This is a genomic window from Ornithinibacillus scapharcae TW25 (genome assembly GCF_000190475.1).
GTDB lineage: Bacteria > Bacillota > Bacilli > Bacillales > Amphibacillaceae > Ornithinibacillus > Ornithinibacillus scapharcae.
The window spans coordinates 1-21,978 of sequence record NZ_AEWH01000064.1 but is presented as its reverse complement, the minus strand read 5'-3'; the positions used below and the strand labels follow the sequence as shown (position 1 = coordinate 21,978).

22 protein-coding genes are annotated in these 21,978 nt (G+C 35.7%); 16 read left to right on the top strand and 6 right to left on the bottom strand.

All coding sequences use genetic code 11. From position 1 onward, the window contains the following. The first annotated feature begins 177 nt into the window (after window positions 1-177). The 3 genes from G5W_RS0118070 to G5W_RS0118060 are packed head-to-tail and all read left to right on the top strand — an operon-like array spanning window position 178 to window position 3,293. Window positions 178-756, top strand: coding sequence for an RNA polymerase sigma factor (locus tag G5W_RS0118070; protein WP_010098847.1), 579 nt, complete (start codon window positions 178-180; stop codon window positions 754-756). Then, entirely contained in the window at window positions 716-1,045 is a 330-nt protein-coding gene (locus G5W_RS0118065) for a hypothetical protein (RefSeq protein WP_010098846.1), read from the top strand. Before G5W_RS0118070 ends, G5W_RS0118065 begins: the two co-directional genes overlap by 41 nt. Then, complete coding sequence (locus G5W_RS0118060; protein ID WP_010098844.1) at window positions 1,032-3,293, top strand: carboxypeptidase-like regulatory domain-containing protein; 2,262 nt, start codon at window positions 1,032-1,034, stop codon at window positions 3,291-3,293. Before G5W_RS0118065 ends, G5W_RS0118060 begins: the two co-directional genes overlap by 14 nt. Before the next feature lie 65 nt (window positions 3,294-3,358). Here G5W_RS0118060 and G5W_RS0118055 read toward each other — a convergent pair whose 3' ends face one another. Beyond that, a complete protein-coding gene (locus G5W_RS0118055; RefSeq protein WP_010098842.1) occupies window positions 3,359-3,577 on the bottom strand; it encodes a bifunctional nitric oxide dioxygenase/dihydropteridine reductase 2 in 219 nt (72 codons plus the stop codon). Between the two features lie 137 nt (window positions 3,578-3,714). Between G5W_RS0118055 and G5W_RS0118050 the strand changes: the two genes are divergently transcribed. From G5W_RS0118050 to G5W_RS21585, 4 genes are all read left to right on the top strand, one after another. Further along, entirely contained in the window at window positions 3,715-4,023 is a 309-nt protein-coding gene (locus G5W_RS0118050; protein WP_010098841.1) for a rhodanese-like domain-containing protein, read from the top strand. A gap of 54 nt (window positions 4,024-4,077) precedes the next feature. Further along, on the top strand, window positions 4,078-5,133 hold the full coding sequence (locus G5W_RS0118045) for a M42 family metallopeptidase (RefSeq protein ID WP_010098839.1): 1,056 nt from the start codon (window positions 4,078-4,080) through the stop codon (window positions 5,131-5,133). A 239-nt stretch (window positions 5,134-5,372) separates the two neighbouring features. Further along, window positions 5,373-5,717, top strand: a complete 345-nt coding sequence (locus G5W_RS0118040) for a hypothetical protein (RefSeq protein WP_010098837.1) — start codon at window positions 5,373-5,375, stop codon at window positions 5,715-5,717. A 120-nt stretch (window positions 5,718-5,837) separates the two neighbouring features. Continuing rightward, entirely contained in the window at window positions 5,838-6,125 is a 288-nt protein-coding gene (locus G5W_RS21585) for a hypothetical protein (protein WP_010098836.1), read from the top strand. A gap of 98 nt (window positions 6,126-6,223) precedes the next feature. Here the strand turns inward: G5W_RS21585 and G5W_RS0118030 are convergent, their stop codons facing one another. From G5W_RS0118030 to trhA, 4 genes are all read right to left on the bottom strand, one after another. Further along, window positions 6,224-7,057, bottom strand: coding sequence for a carbohydrate ABC transporter permease (locus G5W_RS0118030; protein WP_010098835.1), 834 nt, complete (start codon window positions 7,055-7,057; stop codon window positions 6,224-6,226). Between the two features lie 12 nt (window positions 7,058-7,069). Beyond that, window positions 7,070-8,302 carry a carbohydrate ABC transporter permease gene (locus G5W_RS0118025; RefSeq protein ID WP_010098833.1) on the bottom strand — a complete coding sequence of 411 codons (1,233 nt, stop codon included), beginning with the start codon at window positions 8,300-8,302 and terminating at the stop codon, window positions 7,070-7,072. A gap of 67 nt (window positions 8,303-8,369) precedes the next feature. Further along, on the bottom strand, window positions 8,370-9,647 hold the full coding sequence (locus tag G5W_RS0118020; RefSeq protein ID WP_010098832.1) for an extracellular solute-binding protein: 1,278 nt from the start codon (window positions 9,645-9,647) through the stop codon (window positions 8,370-8,372). 178 nt (window positions 9,648-9,825) lie between these two features. Next, a complete protein-coding gene (gene trhA, locus G5W_RS0118015) occupies window positions 9,826-10,473 on the bottom strand; it encodes a PAQR family membrane homeostasis protein TrhA (RefSeq protein ID WP_010098831.1) in 648 nt (215 codons plus the stop codon). Between the two features lie 129 nt (window positions 10,474-10,602). Between trhA and G5W_RS0118010 the strand changes: the two genes are divergently transcribed. From G5W_RS0118010 to G5W_RS0117975, 8 genes are all read left to right on the top strand, one after another. After that, window positions 10,603-11,178, top strand: coding sequence for a DUF1836 domain-containing protein (locus tag G5W_RS0118010; RefSeq protein WP_010098830.1), 576 nt, complete (start codon window positions 10,603-10,605; stop codon window positions 11,176-11,178). 22 nt (window positions 11,179-11,200) lie between these two features. After that, the gene (locus tag G5W_RS0118005; RefSeq protein ID WP_010098829.1) at window positions 11,201-12,175 is read left to right on the top strand and encodes an LLM class flavin-dependent oxidoreductase; all 975 of its coding nucleotides are present in this window, start codon (window positions 11,201-11,203) and stop codon (window positions 12,173-12,175) included. A 236-nt stretch (window positions 12,176-12,411) separates the two neighbouring features. Continuing rightward, window positions 12,412-13,119, top strand: coding sequence for a DNA alkylation repair protein (locus G5W_RS0118000; protein ID WP_010098828.1), 708 nt, complete (start codon window positions 12,412-12,414; stop codon window positions 13,117-13,119). Between the two features lie 230 nt (window positions 13,120-13,349). Further along, window positions 13,350-13,958 carry a DedA family protein gene (locus tag G5W_RS0117995; RefSeq protein WP_010098822.1) on the top strand — a complete coding sequence of 203 codons (609 nt, stop codon included), beginning with the start codon at window positions 13,350-13,352 and terminating at the stop codon, window positions 13,956-13,958. 13 nt (window positions 13,959-13,971) lie between these two features. Next, window positions 13,972-14,805 carry an undecaprenyl-diphosphate phosphatase gene (locus G5W_RS0117990; RefSeq protein ID WP_010098820.1) on the top strand — a complete coding sequence of 278 codons (834 nt, stop codon included), beginning with the start codon at window positions 13,972-13,974 and terminating at the stop codon, window positions 14,803-14,805. Between the two features lie 334 nt (window positions 14,806-15,139). Next, complete coding sequence (gene aceB, locus G5W_RS0117985) at window positions 15,140-16,732, top strand: malate synthase A (protein ID WP_010098819.1); 1,593 nt, start codon at window positions 15,140-15,142, stop codon at window positions 16,730-16,732. A gap of 1 nt (window position 16,733) precedes the next feature. After that, window positions 16,734-18,005, top strand: coding sequence for an isocitrate lyase (gene aceA, locus G5W_RS0117980; protein ID WP_010098818.1), 1,272 nt, complete (start codon window positions 16,734-16,736; stop codon window positions 18,003-18,005). 221 nt (window positions 18,006-18,226) lie between these two features. After that, entirely contained in the window at window positions 18,227-19,435 is a 1,209-nt protein-coding gene (locus tag G5W_RS0117975) for a C40 family peptidase (RefSeq protein ID WP_029191188.1), read from the top strand. A 79-nt stretch (window positions 19,436-19,514) separates the two neighbouring features. Here G5W_RS0117975 and G5W_RS0117970 read toward each other — a convergent pair whose 3' ends face one another. Next, window positions 19,515-20,096, bottom strand: coding sequence for a YitT family protein (locus G5W_RS0117970; RefSeq protein WP_010098814.1), 582 nt, complete (start codon window positions 20,094-20,096; stop codon window positions 19,515-19,517). 294 nt (window positions 20,097-20,390) lie between these two features. Between G5W_RS0117970 and G5W_RS0117965 the strand changes: the two genes are divergently transcribed. Then, complete coding sequence (locus G5W_RS0117965; RefSeq protein ID WP_010098812.1) at window positions 20,391-21,674, top strand: hemolysin family protein; 1,284 nt, start codon at window positions 20,391-20,393, stop codon at window positions 21,672-21,674. Window positions 21,675-21,978: the final 304 nt, after the last annotated feature.

Below are 21,978 nucleotides of genomic sequence, written 5' to 3'. Positions count from 1 at the left end.
TTTGCGGCATTTACACTAAAATTTATAATAAGATTAGTGGATACAGTATCAATGGAACACTTTATCCACTAATCTTATTTTTTTATGAGGATACCATCTGATTTCATCTGAAAATGGAATAAAAATGCAACTTATTTTGTTTAGATTGCATCTAAGATATGGAAAGGGGGAGCCGGCTTGCAACTAGCAGATAGATTAATAGATAAACAAGAAGATGCAATCATGGAATTAATAGATATATATGGAAATTATCTGATCCGAACAGCATACCTGTTGGTAAAAGACTATCAAACTGCCGAAGAAGTGGTACAAGATACATTTGTGATTGCTATCGGTAAGATTTCACAGTTACAAGACCCAACGAAGTTAAAAAGCTGGCTCACGTCTATTGTTATGAACTGTTGTCGGTCTAGGATGAGAAAGTGGAGTTGGAAAAATATATTACTTTCATTTGATAATGATCAGATACTAGAAGAAGATTCATCACAATCTGCTGAGACAGAATTAATGGAAGCTATTCGGAATGAGAGCTTGAGTGAAGCTATACAAGAGTTAGATTATAAATATCGAGAGGTTATTACACTGTATTACTTTAATGAAATGAAGATAAGCGAGATATCTGAGGTAATAAAAGAGAAAGAAAGTACAATCAAGTCTAGACTTAAAAGAGCACGATTGAATTTGAAAAACAATCTAATGAAGGGAGAGGAGCTTCATGAAGAATACGAGAAAAGATATAAAAAGCCAACTCGATAAAGAATTGGAGCAATTTCAATTTTCTAAGAAAGATGCAGTAATAAATAGATTGTACCCATTAAGCTGGAAAGCTAAGCTTCAAAAACTCTGGAATACGGAAGTTACAATTCCTCTAGTCCCTGTTAGTGCCTTTTTTGTACTATTGATTATGGGGATAGGTTATATGGAAATGAAACCGACTAATGAAAGTAATCTTAAAGATGATGCCGTTAGTGTATTAGTCGTAGTAGCTGATAATTATTACTGGAAGAATGACATTGAAAGGGTGCTACAGGATGATGAGAATTAAACTAAAGGTGAAACATTTAGTGTTCATAATAGTTGGCATCCTATTTCTCATTCCACTACTTAGCTTCGTAATATTCCCAAATGTTTCTATCTATCTTACCGAAAAGAAGATAATTGCTGGGAAAATAGAGGCGAAAGAAGAGGTAATTGAGCAAATTCAAAACACATCTTTAGATACAAAAAAATGGGAACTAATTCAGAAGTATATGATTGAACCGGAATTATTGGATAGATTTGATATCTATATAAGTCCATCTTTCACGCATTGGAGTGATATAGAGGATGGTAATATAGAATTTACATGGGAAGACAAGCTACCTTTTATGAAAGAATATGTTGAAGAAGGTCCTGCAAATGGATATTTAGCTTCAGCAGCTAAAACTTTGTCTGTTTATTATGAACAGGAAGGTAACAATGAAAAAGCGGAAGAAGTACTGGTAAATTCTGCCGAGCGACTATCGTCAGTCCATGAATATGAAAGAAATGAGCTCTTAATTGAACGAGTACGATTAGTAAAAAGACAGGGACTTAACGATAAAGCAAAACAATTACTGGATGACTTAATCGTAATGATAAACCCAGAACAATACGACTTGCTGGCACAAATTGCTCAGATCCAAACTGAAATAATTCTTCAAGAAGGTAATGTAGAAGATGCTATAGTGCAAGTAAAACAGCAAATAAAAAAATATGAGGAACAATTTGAACAAGAGCAAAGAAAATGGAAAAAGAATGATGAATCTTATGTTCCAGATGATATGAATAATCAAGTGTTTTATCGCCAGTTAAAATCCTTAGAAAGCACATTACTTTCTATAAAGAAAAAAAATAATGCAGTTAAGCTCTCAACTGTTTCAGGTCAGATTATGCGAAGTGATGGCACACCGGTTAGAAATGTTGGTGTATTCCTACGTGACGACAGTAAGGTTTCGAGTAGTGTTTTGCCAGAAGAAGTTTATCAAGTCATAACCGATGCAGAAGGACGTTTTGAATTTACTGGCGTACTACCGAATAATTATCAAATAACACTAGGATTTCAATTCGGTCAAATTAGCGGATGGAATTGGCCAGTTGAAATGGATGAATGGTTAGAGATTAATCCAGGTGAAGATATTACGTACAATATCACTCTACAAAAATTGTTGGAAGTAAAATCTCCTGTTAATCAAGAAGTAATAGAGGATGATGTTGTTCATTTTGAATGGGAAAAGGTAGAAGGCGCAGCTTATTATAAAATAGGGTTTGGTTATGAGATTGATAATGGATCGATTGGTTCTGACGTAATAAGAAAAGTGGAAGGTACCGAAGTGAATATACCAGTTGAAGAGATTTATAACCTACCAAGTTCCATTATTTATACGAATGAAGATAATGTTGATCCGAATTCACTATTAGCTTATGCTAATCCAGACAATCGCTTCTTTTGGAAAGTTTTTGCCTATGATCAGGATGATAACCTTATTACAAGAAGTGACGGCTATCGTTTAGATGATGAGGTAACCAAAAATATTCCTTTCTTTTATTTAAAACACCGAAAACTAACGGAAGCGGATGAATTATTACTTAATAATCAAATACAAGAAGCACTAAAACAATATAAAGAAAGCTATGCGAGTAACCATAACGATTTGCACAGCTTACGGATGATTATAAGACTAATTGGTGTAGAGGATAAGGAATATACTGGCACAGATGAACGGGTAGTTCCGTATATGGAAGAACTGGCACAAAAGTTACCATCTTCAGAGAATATTTCTCAGTTAATCATGTATTATTATGAACAGCAACAATGGGATGAATTTAATATATGGTTCGAACGGTATTTAGCAGAGGAAAATGTACTTGGTGAGTATTTACAATCTATTTATGCAAGTGCATTGATGAAACAAGGAAAACATGATAAAGCCGATAGTCAGTTTAGAGAGGCTATGCGCATAGATGGCAGTCATCGCTTTGTTGGACTTTGGATTGCAAATGAAATGTATAGAAATGGACTTTCAGAAAGCGTGTTAGAGATTGCGATAGAATATCCGTTTCATTCCTATGGGACGGGAAGTGGAACAGATTGGTTACAGTTAGTGAAATCCACAATATCAGAAAGTGATCAATTTGAAAGTTACGAAGTTGAATTAAAAGAAGTTCTCAATTTGTACTTCAATGGTGAGATAGAAAAACTAGATAAGTGGATAAACACAACAAATAAGAGCAGTTTGAAAGAGTTACTGAAAGCAATTAATGAAGTAAATTAGTTTGTTACACTAGAGAAGAGAAGTCTATCTCTTAAGGTTATTAGCTGTTGAGATAGGCTTCTTTACTAATTTGTAATATCCTCAGAAGGTCCGAATATTTCATAATGAATATCCACTGAATCCACACCAAATTGGACTAGTAATTGATATGCTGCTCGCATGAATCTTTTTGCCCTACAGAAGTAAAATGCTGCATCATTAGTTGGAAAAATAGAAGATAACCAGTTATAGTCTAAATATCTTCCTTGTATAATTATCACCGACATTTGGACGATCATAAACAATAAAGCTTTTCACCTGTGAATGATTTTCGACAATCTTATTCACACGATCTGTCTAAAACAGTAAGATAGCCATGGATGTTTTAATCCATGCTTTATTCCTTTATAATAGTAATAATTAGTTGATGGAGGTAATGGATATGAAAGAGATTACGGCAAAAGAGTTAGCTGAAAAAGTAAAAAATGGTGAAGATGTGAATATAATTGATGTTCGAGAAGACGATGAGGTAGCGAAGGGTAAAATACCAGGTGCGCTTCATATTCGACTGGGTGAGCTAGGAAATCGATTAGACGAATTAGATAAGAATGAGCATTACTACATGGTATGCCGGTCTGGTGGAAGAAGTACAATGGCTTGTGAATTATTAATCGACGAAGGTTTCGATGTGACGAACATGGTTGGCGGAATGCTAGCTTGGGAAGATGATGTCGAAGTGGAAGATAAGTAAAACAATCTTGAGGGAAATAATTGTAAAAAATAGATAACGAGAGGAGTCTTTTATTTGTCTACATATCCAAATGTACAGGAAACCAAAGAATTAATTAAGGAATTAGTATCTATTCCAAGCCCTACAGGTTTTACGGCTAACGTCATTCGATTTGCGGAAGAGTTTTTAAACAAATTGAATGTGGAGGCGAAGCGTAACCGAAAAGGTGGTTTAATCGCTACTTTACCGGGCAAAAACAATGATGAACATAGAATGTTAACAGCTCATGTGGATACACTAGGTGCAATGGTTAAGGAAGTCAAAAGCAATGGCAGACTTAAATTGGATCTTATTGGTGGATTTCGTTACAACTCGATAGAAGGAGAGTACTGTGAAATTCACACCTCTAGTGGGAAAGTGATAACGGGAACTATCCTGATGCATCAAACCTCTGTTCATGTTTATAAGGATGCTGGAAAAGCGGAACGGAATCAAGAAAATATGGAGGTTCGTATAGATGCGGAAGTCCATAATGCAGAGGAAGTTAGAGCACTTGGAATAGAAGTGGGAGATTTTGTATCATTCGATGCAAGGGTGCAAATGACGGATAATGGCTTCATAAAATCTCGTCACTTAGATGACAAAGCAAGTGTAGCTATCTTACTTCAATTAATTAAACGAATAAAAGAAGAGAATATTACACTACCATATACCACACATTTCTTAATCTCGAATAACGAGGAAATTGGCTATGGTGGTAACTCCAATATCACACCTGAAACGGTTGAATATTTAGCAGTGGATATGGGCGCAATGGGTGATGGTCAGTCAACAGATGAATATACCGTATCCATTTGTGTCAAGGATGCTAGTGGTCCATATCATTATGGATTACGTAAACGTCTAGTGGAACTAGCGGAGAAAAACAATATAGGCTATAAGCTTGATATTTATCCATACTATGGATCTGATGCATCTGCTGCAATTAAGTCTGGGCATGATATAGTTCATGGATTAATTGGACCTGGAATAGATTCTTCTCATGCTTTTGAACGTACCCATGAAAAGTCTTTAATGAATACCGAGCAATTAGTCTATCATTATGTACTATCTGATATGATTGCCTATTAAATAATTTGATGGTAGAGTACCCAAACGTGGTCGTTTGAGTACTCTTTTTATTTTGGCTTTCTTTGAAATGTTATCCAACTGTCACTATCTTCACTCTAAAAAAGTAGGTATCTATATTTAATTTTGGGTAGAGTTGATATAAAAATATACCTTTGACTATTTTTTTCTAGTTCGTTCATCTAATCATCACTATATCACACGAATATAATATAACGACTAGTAGAAAAGGAGGGATATCGATGAGTGAAGTATGGAGAAATCCGAATGTCTTCGGAGCTTATGGAGGACAGTCCGGTTCAGGTGATTCAGATTCTAGAAGCGATTCTCGAAGTGATTCCAATAGTGAGTCTGATGTAAGAAGTGATAATGATAATGAAAATGATGTACGAGTTAAAGATAAAAATACAAACGTAGCAAGAGCTAAAGTTGTAGATAGTGGTAATTCGAGAGTGGATCTTGATATCAATGTAGATAGTGATTCTCGTGCAAAAGTTCGTTCTAGATCTGAAGCAGATTCTGATTCCGATGCAGATTCAGATCAAGATCAGGACCAAAGACAAAATCAAGACCAACGCTTTGATTAACTTTCTATAGAGGGATACGAATCGTGTCCCTCTATTTTTAACAGAATGAAGAGAATAACATCCTATTCATCTGCATGAAAGAAAGAATGTGTCCTATAAAGAATGGAGGAGTAGATATAGATGGAAAGGAAAATAGAGAATAAATTAAAGACCCTGATCGATAAGAGTGGAAATTCAGATGTCGATCTTGTAGTGAACATAGAGACAAAAGCAATTGCTTATAGCATTTTATGTAGTAGTTATGCTAGAGGAGATATTACGGAAGATGAGTTAGATAGGGCAGTACGAAAACTAGATTCATTATTGGAAAAGGATAGACGTAGGCAGAAAGAAAGGAATCAAGTAGTTGAATTTGACTCTCGTAGTCAAAATAATCCAAGGCGAAGTTCAAGAAGGAAATGGATTTAAACATTTTCTTCTTTTTTGAGTATAAAAATATTATTGTAAAAGAAAAGTGGGTATCCCCACTTTAATAGAATGAAATTCAGTCCCAGTATCCTAACAATTCATTCTTTCACTCCTCCAGAAGTTAGCCCCGAAACAATCTGTCTTTGGAAGAGTAATACAATGATTAACGTAGGAATCGTTACGATAGCTGTAGCGGCTGCCACCTCTCCCCAGAGAATTGAAAATTGATCCCTTAAGAATGAGATTGCGACAGGTACAGTATGGTAATTCGGCTCCGTATTTAATGTTATAGTCAACAAAAACTCATTCCAGGCTGCAATAAAAGTAATGATTGCTGTTGTAAAAACACCTGGAGCAGCTAATGGAATAATAATTTTGGTTAACGTTTGTATCCTAGTTGCGCCATCAATCGTTGCTGATTCCTCTAAGGCTAATGGAATTTTATTAAAATGTGTTACTAATATCCAGACTCCCATTGGTAATGTAATAGTCGAATAGGGAAGGATTACAAAATAACTGTTTAACCAACCTAAATCATAAAATAAGTTATAGACTGGCCCAGTAATAATCATTTGAGGAAACATAGAGACAGCAAGTATCAACCCCAATAAAATACTTTTACCTTTAAAGTGAAAGCGAGATATGGCATACGCACAAAGGGATGCGACAAAAATGACATAAATAGTCGTGGATAGTGCAACTATAAAACTATTCATTATTGCCTTCCATATTTCCTTTTCAAATAGAATCGTTGTGTAGTTCTTCCATGTTGGTTCTTCTGGAATAAAGCGAAAAGCCCCAGCACCAAATATTTCACCGCTTGATTTAAAGGAAGTGATGAATATCCATAGAAAAGGAAATATCATAATAAACAAGTAACCCGTTACAACAATACTGAACAATAAAACTAGCTTTCTTTTTGATGTTTTCATAAACTTCCCTCCTTAATCTCGGTCAAGAAGATTGGTGCCAAGTAATCTTACAAATATGATGGAAATTATAGCTACACAAAGGAACATAATCATGACGACTACAGAACCATAACCAAAATTTGTTTGACCGAACATGGTCTTGTAGGCATAGATAGACATGGTTTCTGTTGCCCCACCTGGACCACCACCAGTAAGAACGAAAATTAAATCAAATACACGGAAAGCGTCAAGGGTACGAAATAGAAGGGCAACTAGAATGGAAGACTTTAATAATGGCAAGGTTATCGTAAAGAAACCTTTGACCTTAGAGGCTCCATCGATCGATGCTGCTTCATAGAGCGATTTTGGTATATTTTGTAGACCAGCTAGTAAAAGTAATGCCATATAGGGAGTTGTTTTCCAGACATCAGCAAGTATTGTAGAGACCATTGCTCCACCTTGACTAAGTAATAAATCCTGGGATTGGCTGATCAATCCTAAGTTCTCAAAAAAGTGTGCTATAATTCCACTCGATCCATCATATAAGTAACTCCACATTAATGCTGCAACAGCCGTTGGGATTGCCCAAGGGATTAACGAAGTAGTCCTAATTAGTCCTTGACCAAGCATTGCTTTATTTAGGATTAGTGCAAGCCCTAAACCGAGAACTAGCTCGATGGCAACAGATACCACCGTAAATAGAATCGTATTCCATAATGCTGTATGAATATATTTGTCACCGAAAGCTTTTTGGTATGCTTGTAATCCAATGAAATTAGAGGGGATAATACTTCTATTAAAATCCTCTACTAATAGAGGTAAACTATCTTGATGTGTGAGGGTATATTTAGTAGAAAGTTCCGCTAGTAGTAGTTTCGTATTTTGATATAGATCGGTAATGTTTGAACGTTCTTCTTTCGTAATCTTGATAACACCTTTTTGATTGACGTAAGGTTTAGCGGCATCTTTTATTTGGTTTAGAATAGTGTTAGCTTTTGTCTTGTCGTCATTTTCTGTAATATTTTGCATGTCTTCTGTCAAAAATAACTCGATATATATAGCAGTCTCATGGAATAAATCAACATTAAACCTCTCGTTTAGGTATAGACCAGATTTCTGTGGATCGTTGAGTTTGTAATCAAAAAACGTATAGGTGATGGACTGAATGACTGGCCATAAAGAGAAAACAGCGATAAGGATCAATGTAGGAAGTAGGTAACACCAACCACTAACTCCCAATTTATGTTTCATTCTTTCACCTCTCATTGGAACAAATATCTATATGAAACTCCTTATGTACCTGGTCATAAGGAGTTTCTTCGTTTAATAGAACTTATTCTGATTTAGCTGCTTGTTCAATGGTCGTTGCAGCTGTATCTAATCCTTCTCCGGAGCTTAAATATTTATGTGCTTCTACTTGAATGGTGTTCGATACGGCATTATAGTCTGGTGATACTGGTCGGGCTAATGTATTTGCAAGTGCTTGTTGGAAACCTGGGTAAGAGAGCATCTCATTTCCTGCAATGACCTCTTCATCTTCTAATAAGGCATTGAAGCCTGGAAGATAACCGCCTTCTGTTGTCATAATTTTTTGCCCTTGTTCTCCTGCCGCAAATTCAATAAATGTCCATGCTCCTTCTATATTTTCCGAGTTTTTATTTATCCCAAGTAACCAACCGCCAACGGATCCTCCATTAGGTAATGGGGCGATACCCACTTGTTCCAAACTAACTGTCACGCCGTCCTCTTGACCTTTAATACGTCCAAATTGGTATGGCCAGTTCCGTTCAAACACAGCATTTCCCTGCTCGAAGTTTGTATGTGCTTCGGCTTCTGTATAATTGAGGAGATCTTTAGGTGAAAAATCTGCAGTGGTGAACTTATACATGGTTTCTAACCCCGTTTGAACATCAGAAAACGCGTTTGTAAATTCTGTAACGTTTACCGTTAACCCCTCATATTGCTTCGACTGATAGAGGAAACCATATTTGGTTTCGGCTTCACCGGTATATTTTTCCGCCATAGCATATAAATCATCATAGGTATAATCGCCACTATCCAGTTTAGCAGCATCTTCTTCGCTTACAATATCGTTGCGGTAATAGAGTAATCCTAAATCTGGGAAAAAAGGAAGTGTGAATTGTTTACCTGTATAATTTCCAGATGCCATGGAACCCGCATTGAATTGATCTTTACTAAGACCAGATTCATTCATAAACAAATCAATAGGTTCTAAGAAACCAGCACCTGCAAATTCTCCTGCCCATACAACATCAAGTGATAATACATCATACTCACTAGATCCGCTATTTAGCGAATTTAAAAGTTGGTCATGCATTTGAGCAGAATCATTTGTTAAAGGATCCCATTCCACTACATACTGGTCTTGACTTTCATTAAACGCATCTATAAGTGCCTGTGTAGCTGGTGTATTGTCATTCTGTGCACCGAACTTAATGGTAACTTTCTCATCAGTTGTTTTCATGTCCTCTCCACTCTTATTATCATTATTATCTGTTTTCTGTGTATTATCACCATTATCAGAACAAGCAGTTAACATCAGTGCAGAGAAGAGTATTACCATAAAGAATAAAGACTTTAGGAATTTCATTCGGTTATCCCCCTTTATTATTTTTTAGACATTATACAAGCAAATGCCCTATTTAATTGTATTGTAAAGGATTACAAATTATAATCTAGAAACAAATTTTGGCTTCGAAGCCAATAAAAAAACGAGTGAAAAATCACACTCGTTTGATAAATATATAGGATAGAATCATTTTAGGAATCTATAAAACAAAGTTATATATACAGTAAAAGTGAGCTAAACTGCCAACTAGGATAAAAATATGAAAGATTTCATGAAACCCCATATGTTTAAATTCTAGAAATTTAGGCTTTAACCAATAAATGATAGCTCCTATGGTGTAGGCTAAACCTCCCGATATTAAGAGTATCATGCCATTCCAGGTTAAGACGTCTACTAGTGAAGAACTAAAGAAAATAATAATCCAACCCATTAGCACGTATAAAGCGGTAGATAACCACCTAGGTGCCTTAAACCAAATTAATTTATATAATACGCCTAGTAACGCTAAACCATTAATAACGATGAAAAGCGTCCAACCTAAAGTGCCTTGTAGACTAATTAAACAGATTGGTGTATAAGTTCCTGCAATAAGAACAAAAATCATGGAATGGTCTATTTTTCTTAAGAATGCAATAATATGATCCCTTGCAACAACCATATGATAGGTAGCTGATGCAGAATATAACAGAATTAAGCTAACCCCAAAAATAATGACAGCGGTAATTACTAATGCAGAACCATAGTCTGTAGATGCTTTAATTACTAGAGCTAATAGACCAACAAAGGACAAGATAGCTCCAAACAAATGGGTGAATCCATTGATTGGTTCTCGAATATAGGTGTTCATATACTCACTCCTCAACATGTAGTTTTGATAACTACATATAATAATACTAGCATATTGTCATCTAGTCAACATTTACTTATTTGATATAAATAACGTATAATAGTAGAAAAACTAATTGAGGGTATTGACATGAAAAATATAGAGAAACTAGTAGAAAGCCTACATTTAAAAAATCATTTACAATTAGAAGAACTACCAAATTTAGATTTGTATATGGATCAGGTCATCCAAATTTTTGAAAGTAATTTAGAGAAAACAAAGCGAAAAGAAGAAGACAAAGTATTAACCAAAACAATGATTAATAACTATGCAAAAGGAAAATTATTCTTTCCTATCGAAAATAAAAAATACTCCAAAAAGCACATAATCTTGATAAGCTTGATATATCAGCTCAAAGGTGCACTATCCATTCAGGATATTAAAATGACATTGGAAAAGTTGAATGAGAAAATCGTTAAGGAAGATCTAGATTTAGAAAAATTCTATCAAAGTTATGTTAGATTAACGGAAAATCAGGTAGAACGTTTTACAAGTGACATTAAATTAGGTAAGGAAGAAGTAATACAAGAGGTCACAAAGCTTAAAGACGAAGATTCAAATTATCTTGAACAACTATTGCTCATTTCTTCCTTAGTCAATATGAGTAATTTCTACCGAAGATTAGCAGAAAAATTAGTAGACGAGATGAGTAGCGAGGGAGAGTAACACTGATAAACGAGGTGATTATTTGAAATTAAGTATATTAGACCAGTCCCCTATTGCAGTAGGGAAAACACACCAAGAAGCATTGTTAGAATCCATCAACCTGGCTGAATTAGGGGAAGAGCTTGGATATTATCGATATTGGATCGCAGAGCATCATGATTTAGATGGCTTAGCTTGTCCTGCTCCAGAAATTATGTTAGGAATGATTGGAAAAAGCACAAGCCAGATACGTATTGGTGCAGGTGCTATTCTCTTACCACACTACAAACCTTTTAAAATTGCAGAAACCTTCAATCTTTTGGCGACTATATTTCCGGATAGAATTGACTTAGGACTGGGACGCTCCCCAGGGGGTTCAGCAGAGGTATCCATGGCTTTATCAGGAAATTTTTTAGAGAACGTACGAAGGTTTCCAGAATTGTTGGATGAATTGACCAATTTCTTAAATCGAGATTTTGAGGAAGAGAATATGTACGCAAAAATAAACCCTGTACCAGTGCCGGATATTAGTCCTGTTCCATGGTTGCTCGGCACTAGTGAAAAAAGTGCGATTCTTGCCGCTGAAAAAGGATTGAATTATGCGTTTGGGCATTTTATGAGTGATCAAGATGCTACACCAATTCTTTCTACATATAAAAGATTAATTGGCACGAAACACCCAAAGAAAGAGCCTAAAATTATTTTTGCGGTGAATGTGATATGTGCTGAATCAACGGATGAAGCGGAAAGAATAGCACTAGATAGTTTTTTATGGAGAAAAAGAAATAGTTCCAATAACACAGCTTTTCATCATGAGCCTTCAGGAGAAGAGTTGAACGAATTCCATGATATACGAAGTAAGATGATTATTGGGAGTCCTACAGCGGTCAAGGAGAAATTACTAGAACTGCAACGCATACATGAGGTTGAAGAATTCATGATTTTAACGAATACGACGTCCTATGAAGCAAGAAATATGTCTTATAAACTATTATCACACGAAGTGAAGAAATCGTAATTCTAAATAACAAATATGGGCTATATTTTACTACTCTGTACCCCAAAGGATATATCCATAAAAAGCGCTAATCATATTGTATGATCTAGCGTTTTTTATATGGATATATACTTATGTATGGCATCATTTTTGCGAATAGATTATGGTAAAATGGAAGTGTGTCAAACCGTAAAACGAACATTTATTGATTTCGATATTCCTAGCACATAGTGATATTTAGAGAGGAAGGTTCAAAGATGGATTTTGAAACAGTCATGCAGGAGCTTGAAGCATTAGGTAAGGAACGTACGAAGAAGATATACATTTCCAATGGTGCTCGTGAGCCACTGTTTGGTGTGGCTACAGGTGCAATGAAACCAATCGCCAAGAAAATAAAGGTAAATCAAGCATTAGCGGAGGAGCTTTATGCTACAGGGAACTATGATGCCATGTATTTTGCTGGTATTATTGCAGACCCAAATGCTATGACAGAGACTGATTATGATGCTTGGATGGATGCTGCATATTTTTATATGTTATCGGATTATGTGGTAGCGGTGACATTATCGGAGTCAGATATCGCGCAAAACGTTGCCGACAAATGGATTGCAAGCGGTCAGGAGTTAAGAACGTCAGGTGGTTGGAGTTGTTACTGTTGGCTATTAGGGAATCGACCTGATCTTGAATTCTCAGAAAGTAAGATCGCCAGTATGCTTGAAGTTGTAAAAAATGAGATACATGATTCCCCAGAAAGAACAAAATCTGCAATGAACAATTTTCTATATACAGTAGGGATTTCCTTTAAGCCACTAAGTGAAAAGGCGTTAGAGATAGCACAAGAGATTGGAATAGTAGAGGTTAAGCGTGAGAATAAAAAGAGCAGTCTATTAAACGCTTATGAAAGTATTCAAAAAGATCTAGATAAAGGAAGATTAGGATTTAAACGGAAATATGTAAGATGTTAATACTTTATTGGGATATAATAAATTAATTTTAGGGGTAGAAATAGAGTTGCAAATTAGTCTGAAATTTTACCGATTTATTTCAATTTACATAGAATCGTGTTTCCTATGGACGAAATGCAAATGTTTGAGCTATAGTAAAATGTGCATAAAAATATCAGTAGTCGATTATATTTATTATGGACATACTATTATGATGTATGAAACACCTTATGCATCAATGGAGGATTAACATGCAAGAGTGGATAACGAATATTATGGAGCAATTTGGCTATGTAGGAATTTTCTTTATGATGGCTTTAGAGAATGTATTTCCTCCCATCCCATCGGAAATCGTACTTCCTTTTGGTGGATTTATGACAACTTATTCTGATCTTACAGTGACAGGGGTTATCATTACTGCAACATGTGGTTCAGTTTTAGGTGCCATCATATTATATGGAATTGGCTTATTAATTGATGTTGAACGATTAGAAAAAATTGTCGACAGATGGGGCCATATCATACGAATTAAAAAAGAAGATATTCATAAAGCAGATAAGTGGTTTGATAGGTATGGTTATTGGACCGTGCTATTTTGTAGAATGGTACCTTTAATACGTAGTTTGATTTCAGTACCTGCTGGTATGTCGAACATGAACTTTACCTTATTTTTACTATTTACCTTAATCGGGACGTTGATTTGGAATGTCATTCTTATCATGATTGGTGTGGTACTTGGTGAAAATTGGAGTTCTATACTAGAATTTATGGATATGTACTCAACAATCACTTATGGGCTTATTGCCATCGGAATTGTTGTAGTAGCAGTTCTCTTTATACGAAAGAGGATACGAAAATAGAAGGGGAATTAACATGGACTTTATCGAAATCTTAAAAGCGCTAATCCTAGGTTTAGTGGAAGGATTAACGGAATTTGCTCCGGTATCTTCAACCGGGCATATGATTATTGTTGATGATATGTGGCTTAAATCAGAGGAGTTTTTAGGGAAATATCCAGCGAATACATTTAAAATCGTAATTCAGTTGGGGTCTATACTAGCTGTTGTCGTAGTGTTCTGGAAACGTTTTGTAGATTTATTAGGATTAAATCGATATCTTAATAAAAATGCGGAACCAAGAAAAGAACGTTTAAAATTAACACAAGTAATTGTTGGGTTAATTCCAGCAGGTGTGTTTGGCGTCTTATTTGAAGATTTTATTGATGAATATTTATTTTCAACAGAAACAGTACTTATCGGTTTATTATTAGGTGCAATTTTAATGATTGTAGCGGACCGCTATGCATCGAAAACACCACAAGCTAGAACAGTAGATGAAATTACTTATAAACAGGCATTAAGTGTCGGTTTAATCCAATGTTTCTCACTATGGCCAGGATTTTCTAGATCAGGAGCGACCATTTCTGGTGGTGTATTAATGGGGATGAGCCATCGAGCAGCTGCTGATTTTACGTTTATTATGGCAGTACCCATTATGGCGGGTGCTAGCTTCCTATCTTTATTAAAAAACTGGCAGTACTTTGAAATGGATGCATTAGCATTCTTTATCGCTGGGTTTGTTAGTGCATTTATCTTTGCTTTGATTTCTATTAAATTTTTCTTGAAGCTTATTGATAGAATTAAGTTAACACCATTTGCGGTTTATCGAATTGTGTTGGTTGTCATCATTTTTGTTTTCTTCCTATAAAGAAGATACTTGTAACGAAGAGACCGAGCTGTTATTCAGGAATAACAGCTCGGTCTTTTGTAATGTAAGAAAAAAAATGAGTATCAAATTGATGGGAGATGCATAATGTGTATCATAACAACTTTGGAAATGCTATTACTGTTATATATAAGGTGGTGTGCCTATGTCTCAGAAAGAAGTGTGTTGCCCGGAATGTGGAAATTATGTTGAAAACCTAGATTTTACTCTCGAATGTGATTATTGTTTATCCAAAAAAGCAGAATAATTTTTTTGTGCATATTGTTATACAACAGTTAATAAAACATAAATATGTAATATAACAAAGGGGGATTCCATGGGTAATGTTGTATCTTGCTCGAAATACATTTCCAAACAAGAGGAGGTTTTAACAGAGGGTGCATTGGACTTTCTAATGGAATTGCATAGCCGGTTTAATGCCAAAAGGTTGGCATTATTAGATGATAGGAGAAGCTTTCAGGAAAAATTAAATAGTGGATATAAGCTTGGTTTTCGAAAAGATACCGAGGACATTCGTAATGGCGATTGGATCATTGCATCTTTACCAGAAGACTTACTGGATAGAAGAGTTGAAATAACTGGTCCTGTTGAACGGAAGATGATTATTCATGCATTGAATTCAGGGGCAAATATCTTTATGGCAGACTTTGAGGATGCCTCTTCTCCAACCTGGGAAAATATGATACAAGGACAACGCAATCTAAAGGATGCAATACGGAGAGAGATTGATTTTGTTGGGGAGAATGGAAGATTCTATAATCTGAACGAAAATACGGCCGTTCTCGTTGTACGTCCCAGAGGTTGGCATTTGGAAGAAATGCATCTTTATCTATTTGGTGAACCGATGTCAGCAAGTTTGGTAGATTTCGGATTATATTTTTATCATAATGCAACGCAATTAATTGAAAATGGAAGTGGGCCATATTTTTATCTACCAAAGCTCGAGCATCATACGGAGGCGAGACTGTGGAACGATGTATTTCTATTTGCACAAGAATGGTTAGGCATTCCTACAGGAACCATTAAAGCAACTGTACTAATCGAAACCATAACGGCTGCCTTTGAAATGGATGAAATATTATTTGAATTAAAAGATCATTCGTCAGGGCTAAACTGTGGTAGATGGGATTATATCTTTAGCTTTATTAAAAAGTTCCAACATAGGAAGGATGTTATCCTACCTAATCGTTCTCAAGTAACGATGGAGACACCATTTATGCAAGCTTATTCTTTACTTGTCATTGAAACGTGTCATAAGCGAAATGCACCCGCAATCGGAGGCATGGCAGCTCATATTCCTGTCAAATACAATGACGAAGCAAACAGAGAAGCTTTCGAAAAGGTGCGGAATGACAAGGTAAGAGAAGTACGTTGTGGGCATGATGGTACTTGGGTCGCCCATCCGGGTATGGTTTCACTTGTTAAGAAAGTGTTTGATGACCATATGAAGACTCCTAATCAAATGGATAAAATGTTGGATATTGGGATAACGACTAAAGACTTATTAGTTATTCCAAAAGGTAACATAACGGAAGAGGGATTACGTGTAAATGTAGGTGTTGGGATTGAGTATATTGCTTGGTGGTTGGCTGGTAAGGGGGCAGTACCAATTAATAATCTCATGGAGGATGTTGCTACTGCTGAAATTTCAAGGGCCCAAGTTTGGCAATGGATAAAGCACCCAGAAGGAAAATTAGACAATGGTACCGAAATAACGATTCAACTGGTGGAGCAGGTAATTAAGGATGAAGTAATCCGTATAGCGCAGCAAGTTGAAAAAGGAATGCTCAGTCTTTCTCAACTTGAAACAGCGAGTGATATCTTCAAAGAGTTAGTTTTTAGTGACACGTTTATCGATTTTTTAACCATACCGGCATATCAAACATTAATTGGCGAGGGGAGCAGATAATGTGGAGGATTTACGTATTCAAAAATTAATGAACGATTGGGAAGAGAATTGGAGATGGGAGGGAATCGAGAGACCGTATTCAGCAGAAGATGTCATTCGGTTACGTGGTTCCATTGATATAGAATATACATTAGCGACTCGTGGTGCAGAGAAATTATGGGAAATGGTGAACAGTGATTCGTATGTTAGAGCTTTAGGGGCTTTGACAGGGAATCAAGCAATTCAACAAGTAAAAGCAGGCCTTGAGGCAATATATTTGAGTGGGTGGCAGGTGGCAGCGGATGCCAATCTTGCTGGGGAAATGTATCCAGATCAGAGCCTTTATCCAGTGAACAGTGTACCAACTGTAGTGAAAAGAATGAATCAAGCACTACGACGAGCAGACCAAATTCATTACTCAGAAGGAAAAGAGGACATTGACTGGTTTGTACCAATTATTGCCGATGCAGAAGCTGGTTTTGGTGGACAATTAAATGTATTTGAATTGATGAAATCAATGATTGAGGCTGGTGCCTCCGCTGTGCATTTTGAGGATCAATTATCTTCTGAAAAAAAGTGTGGCCATTTAGGTGGCAAGGTATTATTACCTACACAGACAGCGGTGAGAAATTTAATAGCAGCACGGTTCGCTGCAGATGTAATGGGCACACCGACTTTAATTATTGCTAGAACAGATGCGAATGCGGCCGATCTAATTACTAGCGATTATGATCCTGCTGATGCAGAATTCATTACAGGAGAACGGACAGCTGAAGGTTTTTTTAGAACGGTGCCAGGAATGGAACAGGCAATCGCCCGAGGTCTCTCGTATGCACCATATGCAGATTTGATTTGGTGTGAGACATCGGAACCGAATATTGAGGAAGCTAGAGAATTTGCGCACGCGATACATGAAAAGTATCCGAATAAAATCTTAGCGTATAATTGTTCCCCGTCATTCAATTGGAGACAAAAACTATCAGATAAAGAAATTGCTAGTTTTCAGGATGAGTTAGCGGAGATGGGTTACAAGTTCCAATTTGTAACATTGGCAGGTTTCCATGCGCTCAATTATAGTATGTTCGAGCTAGCTAGAAGATATAAAGAAAGTGGAATGGTAGCATATTCAAAACTCCAACAAAATGAGTTTGCAAGTGAAAAATATGGATACTCGGCAACTAGACATCAACGTGAAGTTGGTACAGGATACTTTGATGAAGTAGCACAGGTTATATCAGGGGGAAATTCCTCTACCGTAGCTCTCAAAGGCTCAACAGAAGAGGCTCAATTTTAAAATGCTGGGATGAACCCTTTCATCTAGGGTTTATCCCTTTCTTTTTACCCCTGTAATTAGTACCTACTAATAAACTTTGAAATCTATTTGTAACAAAACAATAATACTAGTGAAATTAAATGATGCTATACTTCTTTATGACTAAAGTAATAGATTTGATAGACAATTTACATAGATTGACTTAGTAGTTTAGTAGAATGTCGGGAAAGCGGGGAAAGAAAGTGAAGAAGTCTTTCGTTACAATTGCCACTGTTACAGTAATAGGTTTCGCCAGTAATTTTGCTATTGATACAGTACATGCAGAGACAACTAATGATTTAACAAATAGACAAGCACAAATTCAAGATGAGCGCACAGAAATTAAAGATAAATTATCAAAAGCAGAAGCAGAAGTTGCAGATGTCTTGATCGAACTGGAAGAATTAAATGACGAGATTAAAAAAGTCGAAGAAGCGTTAAAATCAAACCAAAAGATGATTGATGATACCAACAATCAAATTAAAACAACAGAAAAAGAAATCGCTGAGTTAGAAAAAGAGATTGAGAAGCGCTATGATATTTTAAGTAATCGAATGGTCAACTATCAGAAAAATGGTGGTAATATTGGCTTCTTAGATGTCATTTTCGGTTCTACTAGCTTTTCAGATTTTATTAGTCGTGTAACGGCTGTAAATAAAATTACTTCATCAGATGCTGACCTTGTAAATCAACTTGAGGAAGACAAAGTTAAGGTAGCAGATAAACTTGATGAATTATCTAATCTTCAGACAGAGCTTAAAGGGATGCAAGCAACAATTGTAGCTCAAAAAGAGGAAAACGAAGCGAAGAAAAAAGAATTAAATAGTAAAGAGAAAAACCTTCAAGCTAAAATTAATGAATTACAATTAGAAGAAAAATCACTAGCGGCAATCGAGGCACAGGTTAATCGTCAACTTGCAGCAAAACGTACTATTTCAAACCCTGTTGCTTATCAAGGAAACAGCAATAGTAATAGTTCTAAATCAACGAATAACCTTACTCAACTAAGCAAAGGAAGCCAAAGTGCTCCTGTTGCATCGGGTAGTGCCGTTCAAACAGCTATTAATGCAGGTTATCCACATATAGGAACTCCTTATGTTTGGGCTGGTAAAGGACCTGGTGGGTTCGACTGTTCAGGATTCGTTTCATGGGCATATGGACAAGCTGGTGTATCATTACCATCTAGTACAGCTTCGATGCAGTATTCTGGAACAAAAGTTTCCTATAGTGACATTAGACCAGGGGACTTGGTGTTCTTTGATACGTACAAGAAAAATGGTCATGTAGGTATTTATGTAGGAAACGGTAACTTTATTGGTGCTCAAAACACAACAGGATTAGCTGTTGCCAATATGACTTCTGGTTACTGGAAAAACCACTTTAGTGGTCATGTAAGAAGAGTAGTTCAATAATTAAAAATGTATAAGTGGTTGGATATCTTATAATAAGTGTCCAACCATTTTTGTTTTTTAAAAGCAGCAAGACCATTTTCTATTCTTTCATAATTGGTTTTAATATACCGGTAACTACAAAAGCAGTTAAACCGACTGCACCAACTAATATCGCAGAATATAAGACCGTCGCCTCTGGAATGACTAACGCTCCTGTTAAGATGACGATGCTATCAAAGCTGAGAATGAATATACCTACATTAATCGAGGTAATTTTGGAAAGTATTAATGCTAATAAATCAGACCCACCCGCACTTATATTATTGATGAGCATGATACTTATCCCGATGCCAATGACAATTCCACCACTTAAACTACTAAGGAAAATGGGGAATACAGAGAAATAGGAAAGTGGTCGAAAGAGGTCTATAAAAAAAGAAGAGACTAATAATCCATGTACACCATTATAAAAATAGTTTCGATTATAAAAGAATGCAATAAGATATAGTGGGATGCTTAAAATTATTATGGTCAATCCAGGTTGTAAATCAAAAGCATATTTACCTAATAAACCAAGTCCAATAATTCCGCCGTCTAGGAGATGATGAGGAATAACAAAATAGTTAATCCCAATGCCAATCATAAGACTTCCAAATACAACTGCCAATATCTTCTGTATCAAACTCTCAACCACCCTTGTCCAAGCCTTCATCCTATTGTATGTGTCATGACATAAAAAGATGAAATACCTGAAAAAAATAATTTTGTAGACTGATTGTTTTAGATAGAATATAATTATTGTAGGGAGGTAGGTGATTCTGATGGGAAGGTAATTTTTTGCTTATACAAAGTTAATGGGTTAGATGATTCTTTTTTCCTATGGGATGAATCATCTACCAGACGATCGGAATAAATATTTTAGTCTTTTATAAACCAGGAGGTGAAGTCCTTGTATCTAATGATACAGGGATATTAATTGGACATAGTTAACTTAATTTTGGTTGCTATATTGATTATGCTTACAGCATTCTTTGTAGCAACCGAATTCGCGATTGTAAAGGTTCGTTCTACTCGTATTGATCAACTAATTGAGGAAGGGAATAGGCATGCGGTTCATGCTAAGAAATTAGTTGATAATCTGGATGCATATTTATCTGCCTGTCAATTAGGTATTACCGTAACTGCTTTAGGGTTAGGTTGGTTAGGGGAACCGACAGTTGAAAGATTGTTACATCCAGTATTTGAAAATTTAGAACTGAACGAGACCGTTAGTTCTATGTTATCGTTTTTAATTGCCTTTTTAAGTGTTACGTATTTACACGTTGTGGTAGGGGAACTAGCACCTAAGACGATAGCTATTCAAAAAGCGGAAGCTGTGACGTTATATTTTGGTAGAGTTCTGATTATATTCCATAAAATCATGTATCCGTTCATTTGGTTATTGAATGGTTCTGCTCAAATATTAATTCGCCTTTTTGGCTTCAAGCCTGTCAAGGAACATGAATTAGCGCATACAGAAGAAGAACTCCGATTAATCTTATCTGAGTCATATAAAAACGGTGAAATCAACAAAGCTGAAATGACTTATGTAAATAATATCTTTGAGTTTGATGAACGAATAGCAAGGGAGATTATGGTACCTCGAACAGAAATGATTTGCTTCTATAAAGAAGATAGTTATGAAACCAATATGAATATTATCCGTGATGGACAATATACACGTTATCCTGTTGCAGATGGTGACAAGGACCACATTATTGGTTTGGTAAATATTAAAGAACTCTTTACAGGTCATCTTTCGAGTGGAACGGAGTCAATCGAACCACACATTCGTCCGATATTACACGTATCTGAATCAACACCAATTAAACAAGTATTGTTACGTATGCAAAAAGAACGTATTCATATGGCTATTGTAGTGGATGAATATGGTGGAACAGCTGGTTTAATTACGGTTGAAGATATCTTAGAGGAAATCGTTGGTGACATCCGCGATGAATTTGATGCACATGAGACACCAATGATTGAAGAATTAGAAAATGGTTCAATTTTAGTTGATGGTAAATTATTAATATATGAGTTAAATGAATATTTAGGTACTGACTTAGACGAAGAAGAAGTGGATACAATAGCTGGTTGGGTAATTAATCATAATGTTGAAGCGAAAAAAGGTACAACAGTGGAACAAGATGGTTATCAGTTTATCGTGAAAGAAATAGATGGTTATCAAATCAAGAAAATTAGGATAACTAAGATATAACTTGCTTAATTTAGAGGTATTCACACACTACAATAATAACATTCTTAAAAGACAAACTATTAAGTTTGTCTTTTTTCTTTTCTATATAACGTAGAGGTCGTAGGATAGGTTTAAAGTATATGGGGAATTACAGCAAAGTATAAAACACTCCAAGGGAACAATAAGATTTGTTTTCGCTACTCAAAATAATAGTATAAAGAACAGTTTTACACTTCAAAGGACACTAACTATTTACCACATAATAATAAAGTCTCAAAAGGATAGAGTAAGTAAAATGATATTTATGGAATTAGTTAATTTGTAT